This is a genomic window from Brevibacterium zhoupengii, assembly GCF_021117425.1.
Classification (GTDB): domain Bacteria; phylum Actinomycetota; class Actinomycetes; order Actinomycetales; family Brevibacteriaceae; genus Brevibacterium; species Brevibacterium zhoupengii.
Map to the genome: position 1 here is coordinate 2,366,494 of NZ_CP088298.1, position 13,601 is coordinate 2,380,094.

The 13,601-nt window shown below is 62.6% G+C and carries 14 protein-coding genes; 2 read left to right on the plus strand and 12 right to left on the minus strand.

The genetic code is table 11. The features are described 5' to 3' along the window. Positions 1 to 17 precede the first annotated feature (17 nt). The 5 genes from LQ788_RS10820 to LQ788_RS10840 form a co-directional block, all read right to left on the minus strand. On the minus strand, positions 18 to 2,741 hold the full coding sequence (locus tag LQ788_RS10820; protein WP_231440878.1) for a DEAD/DEAH box helicase: 2,724 nt from the start codon (positions 2,739 to 2,741) through the stop codon (positions 18 to 20). A 7-nt stretch (positions 2,742 to 2,748) separates the two neighbouring features. Beyond that, entirely contained in the window at positions 2,749 to 3,516 is a 768-nt protein-coding gene (gene tatC / locus LQ788_RS10825) for a twin-arginine translocase subunit TatC (protein WP_231447401.1), read from the minus strand. Positions 3,517 to 3,572: 56 nt separating this feature from the next. Continuing rightward, entirely contained in the window at positions 3,573 to 3,854 is a 282-nt protein-coding gene (gene tatA / locus LQ788_RS10830; RefSeq protein WP_231440881.1) for a Sec-independent protein translocase subunit TatA, read from the minus strand. 99 nt (positions 3,855 to 3,953) lie between these two features. Next, entirely contained in the window at positions 3,954 to 4,841 is an 888-nt protein-coding gene (locus LQ788_RS10835) for a WYL domain-containing transcriptional regulator (RefSeq protein ID WP_231440883.1), read from the minus strand. Continuing rightward, positions 4,825 to 5,847, minus strand: a complete 1,023-nt coding sequence (locus LQ788_RS10840; RefSeq protein ID WP_231440885.1) for a helix-turn-helix transcriptional regulator — start codon at positions 5,845 to 5,847, stop codon at positions 4,825 to 4,827. Before LQ788_RS10840 ends, LQ788_RS10835 begins: the two co-directional genes overlap by 17 nt. A 40-nt stretch (positions 5,848 to 5,887) precedes the next feature. Between LQ788_RS10840 and LQ788_RS10845 the strand changes: the two genes are divergently transcribed. Continuing rightward, positions 5,888 to 7,012 carry a DUF3866 family protein gene (locus LQ788_RS10845; RefSeq protein ID WP_231440887.1) on the plus strand — a complete coding sequence of 375 codons (1,125 nt, stop codon included), beginning with the start codon at positions 5,888 to 5,890 and terminating at the stop codon, positions 7,010 to 7,012. A 63-nt stretch (positions 7,013 to 7,075) separates the two neighbouring features. On the opposite strand, the gene LQ788_RS10850 is transcribed toward LQ788_RS10845, so the two are convergent. The 7 genes from LQ788_RS10850 to dop form a co-directional block, all read right to left on the minus strand. After that, positions 7,076 to 7,450: an FKBP-type peptidyl-prolyl cis-trans isomerase gene (locus LQ788_RS10850; protein ID WP_231440889.1), complete on the minus strand. Its 375-nt coding sequence runs from the start codon at positions 7,448 to 7,450 to the stop codon at positions 7,076 to 7,078. Positions 7,451 to 7,511: 61 nt separating this feature from the next. Next, positions 7,512 to 8,468, minus strand: coding sequence for an FKBP-type peptidyl-prolyl cis-trans isomerase (locus tag LQ788_RS10855; RefSeq protein ID WP_231440891.1), 957 nt, complete (start codon positions 8,466 to 8,468; stop codon positions 7,512 to 7,514). A gap of 36 nt (positions 8,469 to 8,504) precedes the next feature. Beyond that, positions 8,505 to 9,908 carry a Pup--protein ligase gene (pafA, locus tag LQ788_RS10860; RefSeq protein WP_231440893.1) on the minus strand — a complete coding sequence of 468 codons (1,404 nt, stop codon included), beginning with the start codon at positions 9,906 to 9,908 and terminating at the stop codon, positions 8,505 to 8,507. Continuing rightward, positions 9,908 to 10,603, minus strand: coding sequence for a proteasome subunit alpha (prcA, locus tag LQ788_RS10865; RefSeq protein WP_231440895.1), 696 nt, complete (start codon positions 10,601 to 10,603; stop codon positions 9,908 to 9,910). Before prcA ends, pafA begins: the two co-directional genes overlap by 1 nt. 13 nt (positions 10,604 to 10,616) lie before the next feature. After that, positions 10,617 to 11,417: a proteasome subunit beta gene (gene prcB / locus LQ788_RS10870; RefSeq protein WP_231440897.1), complete on the minus strand. Its 801-nt coding sequence runs from the start codon at positions 11,415 to 11,417 to the stop codon at positions 10,617 to 10,619. A 1-nt stretch (position 11,418) separates the two neighbouring features. After that, on the minus strand, positions 11,419 to 11,610 hold the full coding sequence (locus LQ788_RS10875; protein ID WP_230744390.1) for a ubiquitin-like protein Pup: 192 nt from the start codon (positions 11,608 to 11,610) through the stop codon (positions 11,419 to 11,421). After that, positions 11,607 to 13,148 (minus strand): depupylase/deamidase Dop, encoded by a 1,542-nt coding sequence (gene dop / locus LQ788_RS10880; RefSeq protein ID WP_231440899.1) that lies wholly within the window; start codon positions 13,146 to 13,148, stop codon positions 11,607 to 11,609. Before dop ends, LQ788_RS10875 begins: the two co-directional genes overlap by 4 nt. A gap of 32 nt (positions 13,149 to 13,180) precedes the next feature. Between dop and LQ788_RS10885 the strand changes: the two genes are divergently transcribed. Continuing rightward, a complete protein-coding gene (locus LQ788_RS10885) occupies positions 13,181 to 13,585 on the plus strand; it encodes a DUF3054 domain-containing protein (RefSeq protein WP_231440901.1) in 405 nt (134 codons plus the stop codon). Positions 13,586 to 13,601: the final 16 nt, after the last annotated feature.

Below are 13,601 nucleotides of genomic sequence, written 5' to 3' on the forward strand. Positions count from 1 at the left end.
CGCAGGCAGACCGCCTGTCAGGAGTCTGCGACGACTCCGCGGCGGATGGCTTCGATTGTGCGCCGGATGCGCACAGCAGTCTCCGGTTCGGCTACCTCGGCGACCTGACCGAGGAGGTCAAGGCTCTGTTTGGCCCACCGGACGAAGTCTCCAGCAGCGATGTCGGTACCTCGCAGGGAATCGGCGAGATTCTTGCCTTCGGTCCAGCGGTACATCGGTTTGAACAGGCCCCGGTCCGGTTCCTGCGTCGTCGACAGTGCGTGCTGCTCCTCCAGTTGGAAGAGTTTGCGCCAGATCGTCACCGCTTCATCACCGTTGACCTTGAGATCACGGCTCGGAGCGCGCTCCGTATGGAGGGTGTCGGCGCGCCGGGACTGGAAGACGAAGCAGGATGCGAATGCTGCGAGTTCGGGTTCGACGAGGTTGTCCCACAGCCCTGCTCGGATGGTCAGTGCCACGAGCAAGTCTCGTTCCCCGTAGATCCGGCGCAGCATATCGGACTGCTCGGGGTCGAAGCCGAGGGTGCGCAGCACGTCCTGAACACGTTCGAAGACGAGGGCGATCGAGGTCGTCCTGCCTTCGATGCGGGCGATGAGCGAATCGTTCTCTTTGACCAGTTTGGCCGCTCGGTTGGCCCACCTAGCGTGCATCTCACGGTCGGGGCAGTCATGGCAGGGATGGGCACGCAGCTGCGCGGTCATCTCCGTCACGCTCGAGCTCACTCCCGGGGTACCTGGCTTGGACTCCCAGTGCGCCTCCGGATCCACCTTGCCCTCATGTTTGGCCTCGTTGAGGATGCCCAGCAGCTGCCGGCGATCCCCTGCCTGGCGGTGATTGAACTTCTTCGGCACTCGCACCCTGCCTTGGGCTGGCAGCGGCGCCGTCACCTCGTGGGGTCGCAGATGCCAGACTTTGCCTTGTTCGGTCAACACCGTCGGGAGTCTGGAACCCCCATCGCGGGAGCTCATAGGTGCGATGATGACTGCAGCGCCTTCGACTCGCTTCGTCGGTAGCGTGACGACATCACCGATCTTGAGAGCGCTGAGGGACTCGACGATCTCACGCTGCCGATTCTTCGACTTCGTGCGAGTCTCCTGCTTCTCGGTATCGCTGATGGCCTGCCGCAATCGCGCGTACTCAGCGAAATCGCCCAGATCGCACTTCATCGACTTCTCATAGGCCGCGATCGTGGCCTCGTTCTTACGCACCTTCTTCGCCAACCCCACCACGGCCTTATCCGCCTGGAACTGTGCGAACGAGGTCTCCAGGACCTTCGCAGCCTCGGCGGAGCTCATCCGAGACAGCAGATTGGCTGTCATGTTGTAGGTGGGTCCGAACGCAGAATTGAGTGCATAGGAGCGATTGGATGCCAGCCCAGCGATCTCGTTGACTTCGAAGCTGGGATGCCAGATGACTACGGCATGGCCGATCTGGTCGATGCCGCGGCGCCCTGCGCGCCCGGTCAGCTGGGTGTACTCCCCCGGCGTGATCGAAACGTGGGCCTCTCCGTTGAACTTCACCAGCTTCTCAAGAACCACAGTGCGGGCAGGCATGTTGATGCCCAGCGCCAGGGTCTCCGTGGCGAAGACGACCTTGATGATGCCTTGGGAGAACAGCTCCTCAACGAGCTGTTTGAACTGCGGGATCATTCCCGCATGGTGGGCGGCGACACCCAGAAGAAGGCCTTCCCGGAACGAATGGAACCCGAGGATGCCCAGATCCTCGCTGGCCAGTTCATCGCGCAGCTTTTCAAGTGCGGCGTTGACGATGACCTTCTCTTCACGTGAGTTCAGGTCGAAGCCCGAGCTCAGATACTGTTCGACCGCTTCATCGCAGGCATTGCGAGAGAAGATGAACATGATCGCCGGCAGCATTCCAGCCTCTGCCAGAGAGGACACGACTTGGGTGCGGCTGGGCCTGCGGAAACGGGCCCGGGTGGCTCGTTCACGTTTGGAACGAGGCCCGCCGTGGGTCCGAGTCGCATGATTGAGCGCAGGATCGATTCGATCGGAGTCGTGGTGGGTGAACAGATCGTACATGCGGTGGCCGACGAGGACATGGTTGACCAGCGGCACTGGCCGGTGGGAGGTGGAGACCACGGTGGTGGGTCCGCGGACCTCGCTGAGCCAGGCGCCGAATTCATCGACGTTGGACACCGTCGCCGACAGCGACACCATCTGCACCCGGTCCGGCAGGTGGATGATCACTTCTTCCCATACGGGCCCGCGGAACCGGTCGGCCAGATAATGCACCTCGTCGAGGACGACGAAACCGAGATCGGAAAGACCAGCAACATCGTTGTAGAGCATGTTGCGCAGGACCTCGGTGGTCATGACGATGATCGGAGCGTCGCGCCGGATCGAGGTGTCGCCGGTGAGCAGCCCGACGTTCTCCACGCCGTGGACGTCCATCAGGTCATTGAACTTCTGGTTGCTCAGGGCTTTGATCGGGGTCGTGTAGAAGACCCTTTTGCCTTCGTCTCTGGCCAGCTCCACCGCGAATTCGGCGATCAGGGTCTTTCCTGCCCCGGTGGGAGCGGTGACGAGGACGTCTTTGCCGTCCTGCAGTTGGGCGCAGGCTTCAAGCTGGAAGTCGTCGAGTTCGAAGTCCATTCTGGCCGAGAACTTGCCCAGCGGGGTCTGCGCCTTCTTCGTCCTGTCCTTGTAGTCGGCGTAGGCGGCCGAGGGGCTCAGCGTTTCGGTGTCGGCCGAAGGTTCGATCGGGCTCTCGGATTCAGTCATGGTTCTCTCAGTCAATCGGTTCGTCGGGGTCGACCCACAGGCCCTGGGCGATGAGTCGTCTCTTGCGTCTCCGGTCACTGAACACGCAGATCACCCATGCCACCGCAAACAGCGTGAGCATGGGGATGACCAGGAAGAACATCGACATGGCGTCGGGAGTGGGGGTGGCGATGGCGGCGAACAGGAATACGATCATCACGATCACACGCCAGGACTTCTGGATCCTGACAGCCGAGAGGATTCCCAACATGTTGAGTCCGACCATGAGCACCGGGAGGACGAATGCCAGTCCGAAGACCACGATGATGACCATCACAAAGCTCAGGTAATCCTGGGCAGGAATGATGTTGGTGCCGCCTGCCGGGGTGAAGGACGTGAGCGCTTTGACGGCATTGGGAAGGGCGAAGAAGGCCATGGTCGATCCCGCGAGGAACAGCGGAATGGCTGCGCCGAGGAAGCCGACGGAGTAGAGCTTCTCCTTCTTCGTCAGCCCCGGAACGATGAATGCCCAAACCTCGTAGAGCCAGATCGGACAGGACAGGAAGATGCCGATGAAGAACGACAGTTTGATCTTCAGATCGAACGGTGAGGCGACTCCGGCGAAGTTGATCTCCGCTGTTCGGTCCCCCGACGCTCGGATGCTGCGGATCGGCTCCTGCAGAATGTCGAGGACCGGATCGTAGAGGAACCATCCGGCGACGGCTCCGAGGGCGATCGCGATCGCTGCGACAAGGCTGCGATTGCGGAGTTCGATGAGATGCCCGACGACGGGCATCTTCCGTTCGGGATTCTTCTTACGTGCCGAAGCCGAACGCCGGTTATTGTGCTCTTTCACTTCTCGTGAGACTGCGGATCCTGCTTTTCCTGCGCAGGCTGCTCAGGCTTTCGAGCAGCCTCGGCGGTCGTCGAGGTGTCGTTGTCGGTGGCTTCGCGGTTGAGTTCGCCCGGTTCCGTCTTCTTGGGCTCGTCGTCATCACGGAGATCCTTGACCTCGGATTTGAAGATCTTCATCGACTGACCAAGGCTTCTGGCCAGCGCCGGCAGCTTGGGTGCGCCGAAAATGATCACGATGATGAGGATCACGATCGCGATCTGCACGAAACTCGGTTTCATGGGGACTCCTTGACTGTTGTCTGCTGTGAAAGATTCTACGCTCTGTGGCTGTGCCTTTCATCCTCGCCGCACGGCAGGACCCGAACGTGAAGACCGGGCTCAGCCTAGGCGCTGCAGCGCGGCTTCCACCGCTTCGCTGTCATCGATGTCGGTGATGACGTCGGCATGGCACAGCAGGAAACGACTCAGCCAGTCGACGGAGTGCACAAGGAATCGAATCCGTACACTTGGCTCACCGTTGGCGAAGTATTCACGCTCCCTCAACTCGAGTTCATCCGCGAGCCATGCGCCATCCGGGGCCAGCGTCATGGTGACCTCATGCGCATTCGACTGCTGATCACCCACGCCCAGCGGAGGATGTACAGCGGAGTCCCAGGAGCGGATGCTGCTCAGGGCGAAGCGCCGCGGAGCCTGGGCGCTGTAGCACCAGGCATCCAGATACCAGTCTGCGCCGGGGACGAGCCTGCTGGGCGCGACGATGCGTCGTGTGAGCTCATCTCGGGATGCGACGTAGTAGTCGATCTCGACCGCGGCCTCGGCGTCGATGGCCTGCTTGAGGAAGGTCATGAGCTCCTCGTCGGCAGGGATCGGACTGACCTCGACGGGCGTGTGCAGGTTCTCCCCCGCAGCAAGCCGAAGCTTCTGTGCCGCTGTCCGCACTGCCTGAGTGTCGAGACCCGGCAGGGTATCGATGAGTTCGAGGGCCAGGACGAGAACACCGGCCTCCTCCGCACTGAGGCGGACAGGGACGGAGACCTCTTCGGCGTTGGAGATGTAGATCTTCCCGCCTTCCCAGCTGGCGTCGATGAGATCATCGGGCATGTGACCGGGGCGACCGGTCACGAAGAGGAGCTGCAGATCATCGATGAGAGTGTCCGAGTCGATGTTGAAATAGCCGGCAGTCTCCTCAAGATCTGCTCCCGGATGGGCATCGAGATAGGGCACCAGGCTGAGCAGCCGAGTGAGTCGTTCACGCGCTGAGGACATTACGACCTCCGAGTCGTTTGAGGGACTCCCGGACCGTGTGGCGACGGTCCTCGACAGCCTGGACCAGTTCCGCAGGCTCAAGCACCTCGACGGCAGTTCCGAAGCTCACGATCTCCGCGGCCAGTGAAGCAGCATCGGTGAATTCGACGATGATGGCATCATCCTCGGTGCGCACCTGCCGCCTGACCAGCGGGTCGGCACGGTGGGCACGGACGCGCAGCTTCGCCTCGGCGACGACAGCCATCTCCGTACTCGAGTTCAACGCCACATGGGGTGCGAAGTCCGCGGGAATCTCGTAGTCGCCGGGGTCACGGCCGCCGAGCTTCGTCAGCTTGCCCTCGACCCGGGAGAGCCGGAACGTGCGCTGAGCGCCACGGTCGATGTCGTGGCCGAGCAGGTAGACACGGTCACCGCGGCTGAGCAGCGCATAGGGTTCGAGCTTGACCTTGCGGGGGCTCTGACCTGGTTTGTGGTACTTGAAGCTGATCGCCTCACGCGCGTTGATGTGGTGGAGGGCAGTGGCGAAGTTCGCGCTGCCGAGCTTCCGCGCGGCAGGACCCTGGTTGGCCTCGACACGGCCCGGTCCCGCCTCGGTGAGGTCGATGCCCAGGGCACGCAGCTTCGTCAGGGCCTGAGAACTGGATTCGCCGAGTTCGGTATCGGACCAGAACTGTGCGGCCACCGCAACGGCCGCCGCTTCGGCAGGAGTCAGCTCAACGTCGTCCATTGCGTAGTCGTCGGCGGAGATCCGGTACCCGGTCTCCCCCGTATCCGAATAGGCGTCATGTTCGGCTCGGGTGGCGATCGTGATCCCCATATGCCGCAGCAGTTCCTTGTCGCGGGAGAACTTACGGTCGAAGGCGATGTCATCCAGGCCCGCGTAACCGTCGATGGCACTCATCAGCGTCTTCCGGGAGACCCATCCGCGGGCGGCTCTCAGAGCGATCAGCAGGTTCATCAGACGCTCGGTCTGCTGCCTCTGTCTGCTGGCGCGGGGTGCATTCACAATTCCACCGTAACCTAACGCGGGCGATAGTCTTAGGACCATGATTCATTGGCGCAGAGGAACCGTGACCACGATTCGCTCCACCCGGCCAGGATACACAGAGGTCGAGGCCGATATTGACCAGGCGCTGCCAGGCACGACGATCACACACATCAAGGCCGTGGCATACACCGAGGCGATCGGGCATCCGCAGCTCGGAGACACGGTCCTGCTCAACGTTTCGGCTCTGGCCAAACGTCTGGGCACCGGTGGATTCGGTCTCGTCATCGCCCTGCCCGATGCGCTTCCGGCCGACCCGCCGGAGGGGCCGGGGCACCTGGTCAAGGACCGTTACTCACCTCTGCAGACGATGGTCCTCGGCGTCGACGATCAGGAGTCAGAGCACCATGAGACCCTCGCCCGGGAAGAATCGCTGCACGACATGCCGGTGCTTGCTGCGGACCTGCATTCGGCACTGCCTGCCATCATCACCGGCATCCGGACGGTGCGGCCGAAGGCACGGATCGCCTATGTCCTCAGCGACGGTGCGGCACTGCCCGCCAGCTTCTCCCAGGCCGCCGCCGGGCTCAAGGACGCCGGCTGGCTGCACGGAACCATCAGCACCGGCCAGTCCTGGGGTGCCGATCTCGAAGCGGTGACCATTCACACCGGACTGCTGGCCGCCAAACATGTTCTGGGCGCCGATATCGCCATCGTCGCACAGGGCCCGGGAAACCTGGGCACCGGCACCAAATACGGCTATTCAGGTCTGGTCACCGGCGAACACCTCAATGCCGCTGCCCTGTTGGGCGGAACGCCGGTAGGTGTCCTACGGATGTCCAATGCCGATGCTCGGGGCAGACACTTCGGCATCTCCCACCATTCGCTGACATCTCTGGCAGAGATCGCCCGCCCCGGAATGACGATTCCGGTCCCGGACTTCTCCACCCTCGCCGAGGCGGAGCGTCGAGAGATGGACACCGACCCCGCCGTTGTGGCCGAGGTCGCGGCGGCACAGCTGCCGATGCTGCACATGCACAAACAGGTCGAGGTGAGCCTGGAAGGACTGTGGGCCGGGCTCAAGTCCTCACCGGTGGGCCTGTCGACGATGGGACGAAAGCTGCCCGCCGATGCGGCAGCGTTTCTCGCTGCCGCCGCGGCGGGCAGGTTGGCCGCCGAGCTCTGAAGCCGCGGCGGGCAGGCTCTCCTCAGCCCCAGGACTGAGGAGAGCTCATCGCTGTTCGGTGTCTCAGCGGACGCCTTCGAGGTCGCAGACGAAGATCAGTGATTCGCCGGGCTTGATGACGCCGCCTGCACCCTGATCGCCGTAGGCCAGGTGCGGTGGGATCTGCAGCGTACGCCGGCCACCGACCTTCATGCCCTGGATTCCCTGGTCCCAGCCCGAGATGACCATGCCGGATCCGAGACGGAACTCCAGCGGGGTCCCGCGGTTGTAGGAGGCGTCGAACTCTTCACCGGTTGAATGGGCGATGCCGACGTAGTTCACGCTCACGGTGTGGCCGGGAGCCGCCTCGGCGCCGTTACCGATGATGTCATCAACGATGACGAGCTCGGTGGGAGCCTCTGTTCCGGGGAAATCGACGACTGGTTTCTGCTTGCTCATGGTGTCTCCTTAAGTCGTGGTTCTGTGGTGTTCATAATCGAAGTTATCAGCGAGCTGAGTCTCAGCCCTGGGCGGAGAGGACGTCGATGACGAACACGAGGGTGGAATTGCCGGGAATGCTCGGTGGGCTGCCTTGCTCTCCGTATCCTTTGTCGGGCGGAATGACGAGGACGATCTGGCTGCCGACCTTCGCACCGACGAGACCTTCGTTCCATCCGTCGATGACCTGAGCCTGTCCGACCGGGTCGACGGCGAAGGGTCCACGACCATCCTGCCAGCTCGAGTCGAAGTACTTCGAATTGTCGTCCCAGAGCCAACCGGAGTAGTGCACGGCCACGTTCTGGCCTGCTTTGACCTTCGGTCCGTCACCCTCAATGGTCGTGTAGGACTCAAGTTCCTTCGGGGCCTTGCCCTTGGGCTTCGAGATCGATGGCTCACCGTTGTCTGCCCACTTGACGGTCACCGGGTTCTTCGACTGGTCGACTTTCTTGCCTTCGGCGCGAGTCAGCGGCTTCGTGGTCTTCTCGATATCGATGACGTAGACGAGGGTCTGAGCGGGCTGACCCTGCTGTGCGCTGCCGTTGAGTGACATGAGCACACGTGATCCGACCTTGGTATCCAGGAGCGCGTTGTAGAGCTCCTCGGAGATCTGGCTCTTGTCCATGGGGAACCCGGCCGGTGATTTCGAATCGTAGCTTGACTCGATCTGCTTCCCGGTCGTGCCCGAGATCAGGGTCATCTGTGCGGTGACCTGTTCGCCTTCGGCGACCTTGTCACCCTTGCCCTCGCTGATGACCGAGTTCCCGGTCTTGTCAACGACCAGGGGTGCCTCGAAGCTGACCTTCGGCTTCTCCCCGACCTTGCCCTTGACGGTGACGTCGTCGAGGCTGGTCGACTTCGCGTCTTCGGCCGAGACGGAAGGCGGTGCACTTGTCGTGTCCTCCGCCTCCTCGCCCTGCCCGCAGGCGGACAGCAGCAGTGTGGCGGCCGCGATGACGGCGAGCACTTTTGTGCGCACGTGGTTCCTTTCGTTCAAGACCAGATCACTGAAATCTTACAGGCCCGCGATGAGAGCTTCGGCCTGCGGGTGTGTGGGTTCGAAAGGGTTCTTCAACGCCACAGCACGACCGGATTCGTCGTTGAGTCGCAGATGCACCCAGTCGACCGTGTAGTCGCGGCGTGCAGCATGAGCAGCACGGACGAATTCGCCGCGGATCGCCGCTCGGGTGCTCCTGGGCGGGATGTCCTTCGCCTTTTCTCGTGCCTCCGCGGTGACCAGGTTCTTCGCCATCCCGGTTCGCTCCAGTTTGGGGAACAGTCCGGTCTCGGGAGTGATGTCGTGATAGGCGATGTCGAGACGAGAGATCCGCGCATCCGTGACATCATCGATGCCCCGGGCCAGAGCTCGATCGATGAGGGTCTTCTTCATCACCCAATCGATCTCGTGATCGACGGCGGAGAAGTCCTGAGCCTCGACCGCCTCGAGCATCCTGGTCCACAGGTCGATGACGTATTCGGCCATGCCATCGTCGCCGAGGCTGTGGTCGCCGTTGTCGACGATCACCCGAGCTCGGTCCCGGTAGTCCGCGAGCAGATTCAGTGGGGTGATCGACGTTCCGTCGGTGCGCTCGAGTCTGACCGAACCGGTGAGGTCCCTGGCCACGAGACGAATGTCACGGACGGGGTGGCGCAGACCGTGTTCGGGGATCCGTGCGCCCTGTTCGATGAGATCGAGCATGAGCACGGCGGACCCGATCTTGAGCGCCGAGGTGGCTGTCGACATCGAGGAATCACCGACGATGACGTGCAGCCGACGGTACTTCTCCGCGTCGGCATGGGGTTCGTCTCGCGCGTTGATGATCGGGCGTGATCGTGTCGTGGCCGAGGACAGTCCCTCCCACATCACATCCGAACGTGCCGAGAGTCCGAACATCATCTCCGACCGGTTGGCCTCGGCATCGGGTTGGAACGAGGACTGTGCGGGAATGATGGCCCCGGCACCCACCAGAAGCTGCCTGGATACGAGGAACGGCAGCAGCACCGTGGTGAGACGGTTGAAGTCGAGGTTGCGGCGGATGAGGAAGTTCTCGTGTGAGCCGTACGAGTTCCCGGCCGCGTCCGTGTTGTTCTTGACCATGTGGATTCTGCCGCCGAGACCCTCGGCTTCGATGCTCGTCTGGGCCTGATTGAGCAGATCGATCATCAGGGACTCCCCCGCCCGGTCCTGGGTGAGCAGGTCGCTGAGGTTGTCACATTCGGCGGTGGCGTATTCGGGATGGGAGCCCACGTCGAGGTAGAGCCGCGAACCGTTGGGCAGGAACACGTTCGAGGAGCGTCCCCATTCGACGACGGGTCGGAACAGGTAGCGTGCGATCTCCTCCGGGCCGATTCGGCGGTCGCCCTCTCCGGCTGAATGGGCGAGACCGTATTCGGTTTCCAGGCCGTAGATTCTGGCCATCAGTCCTCGTTCTCCCGCAATGAGGCCATCATGGCGCCACTGAGTCGTTTGAATGTGCGGTGTCCGCTGGCGGTGCGATCGAGCACTGCGGCTTCCAGATCCTTGGTCGCCAGGGCCCCGGACGTGGCACTGGCGAGTGCCCGCACACCGTGGTCGAAGACCTCACGCAGCGGCATCACCGAGGTTCTCAGGTCCTTCAGGGTTGCGGTGATCGCATCGGCTTGCCCGCCGATGGCCACGTGTTCGGTCTCGTCTATCACCGAGCCGTCGTAGCTGAGGCGATAGAGCTGGTCTGTGTCTGCGGTGAGGCCGAGTTCGGCGACGACGAGTTCGACTTCGAAGGGCTTCGACTCTGTGGTGAAGACCCCGGCCAGCGTCTGTGCGTAGGCGTTCGTCAGGCCCCGCGCGGTGACATCGCTGCGGTGGTAGGAGTATCCGCGCAGGTCGGCGTAGCGCACACCGGCCTGTCGCATCGTCTCGAATTCGTTGTACTTCCCGACGGCGGCAAAACCGATGCGATCATAGATCTCTGCGATCTTATGCAACGTCGGTGAGGGGTTCTCCGCGAGCAGGAGGATCCCCTCGTCATAGCGCAGAACCACCACCGACCGTCCTCGGGCGATGCCCTTGCGGGCGAAGTCGGCCCGGTCCTTCATCAGCTGTTCCGGTGAGACGTAGAACGGTGCCTGGCTCATGAGAGTGCCTCATTCATGACTGTGCCTTCCTGGTCCGACGGTCGACCACCTCGGCGGCAACCGACATCACGTCGGACGAGGGGATCTCGACGACGCCGTTGTCGAGGTCGACGGTGAAGATGGTCGGGGCGATCTGCCGGACGAAGTCGGGACCGCCGGTGGCCGAATCGTCGTCAGAGGCATCGAAGAGGGCTTCAACGGCGACCGAGATCGCCGCGTCGGATTCGAGCCCGGGCTGCCACAGTTTCTTCAGCGCCCCACGGGCGTAGCCGGACCCGGAACCGATCGAATGGAATCGGTGCTCTTCGTATTTGCCGCCGGTGACGTCGAAGCTGAAGATCTGTCCGGCCGGAGTGGCCTCGTCGACTCCGGCGAAGAGCGGAACCACGGACAGTCCCTGCATGGCCAAGCTGAGGTTGCCGCGCAGCATCGACGCCAATCGGTTGGCCTTGCCGGCCAAGGACAGGCGGGCACCTTCGATCTTCTCGTAGTGCTCGAGTTCGAGTTGATAGAGGCGGATGAGGTCGAGGGCGAGTCCGGCAGTTCCGGCGATGCCTATGACCGAGAAGTCATCGGCCGGGCGGACCTTCTCCATGGAGTGAGAGGCGATCATACTCCCGATCGTCGCGCGGCGGTCACCGGCCATGAGGATTCCCGCCGCAGTGCGGAAGCAGATGATGGTCGTGCCCTCGGGGACCTGGTGCCCCAGGTCGTGGCCTGCTGTGGTCGGCAGCGCCTCGGGAGTCACGGCGCGGGCGAGTTCGACGAACGAGTTGCTCGTCGAACTCAGAAATGCAGGAGAGAACCCTGACATCTCATTGGCCGCCCTTCTGGACGAAGTTGCGCACGAACTCCTCTGCATTCGTTTCGAGGACTCCGTCGATTTCGTCGAGGATCGAATCCACGTTCTGCGTGTTGATCTGGCCCTGCACGGCCTCCGGCGGATCGACAGGTGGTTCTCCCCCGCCGGCCGAATGATCCTTCTGCACCTGTTCCTGCGAGCTCATTTCGCACCTCTTTCATCGTTCGTCGTTTTCAGTCTAGCCACTCCCAGCGCCTGCAGCAGCGCCTGTGCGTCGGGCACATCGGTTAGTCGTTCGGCCAGAAGTTCACGGGTACCTTTCAGCGGCTCACTCATCGGCAGACGCACGATCCCATAGTCTCCGGCGTCGAGGACGAGTGAGTCCCAACTCGCGGCGACCAGTGATTGCGAGAATCGTGTCACGGCCAAGGATCTGAGGTAGGCGCGAGTCCCATCCGGAGCCGAAGTCACGGCCTTCTCAACGTCTTCATCGGTCGTCAGGCGTCGAATCCGCCCGGCTTTCTCCAGCTTGTAGAACAGGCCCTTCTCCGGCCGGACATCGTGGTACTGAACGTCGATGAGAGCCAGCTTCGGGTGGTCCCACTCGAGGTTCTCTTTCTGCCGGTAGCCTTCGAGCAGCACCCATTTCGCAACCCAGTCGATGGAGTCCGCGAGGCTGCGCGGGTCTGTGCTCAGGCCGTCTAGGAGTCGCTTCCATTCCGCGAGGACCTCGCTGGTGTCGGCGTCCTCGCCGGCGTGCTCAAGGCAGGCAGAGAGGTACACGTTCTGGATTTCGAGAGCTGTCATCGTAGTCCCGTCGGACATCGGCAGCTTGGTGCTCAGGTCCAGGTCGTGGCTGACGTCCCACAGGGCCTGCATCGGGTCGGCGAGTTCGAGCGTGAGGGCGAGTCCGGCTTCGATGAGTCCGAGGACAAGCGAGGTGGACCCGAACCTGACCAGGGTGGCTGGTTCGGCCATCGTGGCGTCGCCGATGATGACGTGCAGTCGGCGGTATTTGGACGGATCGGCGTGGGGTTCGTCGCGCGTGTTCACAATGGGCCGACGCAGGGTGGTCTCCAGCCCCACTTCGGCTTCGAAGAAGTCGGCACGTGATGAGATCTGGAAGCCGGCACGCTCGCCTTCGCGCCCGATTCCCACTCGTCCGGATCCGCACAGGATCTGTCTGCTGACGAAGAACGGAATCAGGCCGGCAACGATGTCGTCGAAATCCACTGCCCGGTCGACGAGGTAGTTCTCATGGGTGCCGTAGGACGAACCCTTCGAGTCGGTGTTGTTCTTATAGAGGTTCACGGGTTCGTCTGTGGACTCGAGGGTGCGCACCGAGGCCAGAGCCACCAGGTCTCCGGCCCGATCATAGGTGACGAGATCACGCGGAGTCAGCACCTCCGGCGAGGAGTATTCGGGGTGGGCATGGTCCACGTAGTAGCGGGCGCCGTTCTCAGTCACCACATTGGCCAGATACTGTGCTTCCACGGACTCCTGCGGCATGTGGGTGAGCTGGGAGATGTCGGCATCGGCGACGTTCATAAAGAACCCACGGGCGTCGGCCAGAGGAGATTCGGTGGCGAAGTCCCAGAAGTTCTGGGACGACTTCAGCCCGCGCGGTCCCGCGTAGGCATCGACGACACGCGCCGAGTCACGCATCGGGTTCGCACCCGGATTGCCCGGCTGGCTCAGTCCGAACTCGGTTTCGGAACCCATCACGCGGTGGACACTGAGCATCTGAACTCCCTCTAACGTTTAGACTCGGGGACGTGGCAGCGAAGAAATCTCATCTCCCGATCGCGTTGATCGTCGACCTCGTCCTAGTCGTCCTCTTCACCATCATCGGTCACTACACACATTCTCATAATTTCGATCCCCAGGGGCTGCTGACCACAGCGTGGCCGTTCCTGGTTGGACTCGTCCTCGCCTGGCTGCTCTCAGCAGTCTGGGACCGTCCGATCGCTCCTTTGGCCACGGGAACCGCGGTCTGGGCGATCACCATCCTGGTCGGACTCGTCATCCGCGGCGTCACGGGTGCCGGAGGAGATCCCGGACAAGTGCCCGTGAGCTTCATGATTGTGGCCACGAGCCTCAATCTCATCACCCTGGTCGGGTGGCGCATGATCGCCACGGCCGTATCGGGCGGCTCCAAGACTCGCCGGCGCCGCCGCTGAGCCTGACGCCCGCCGC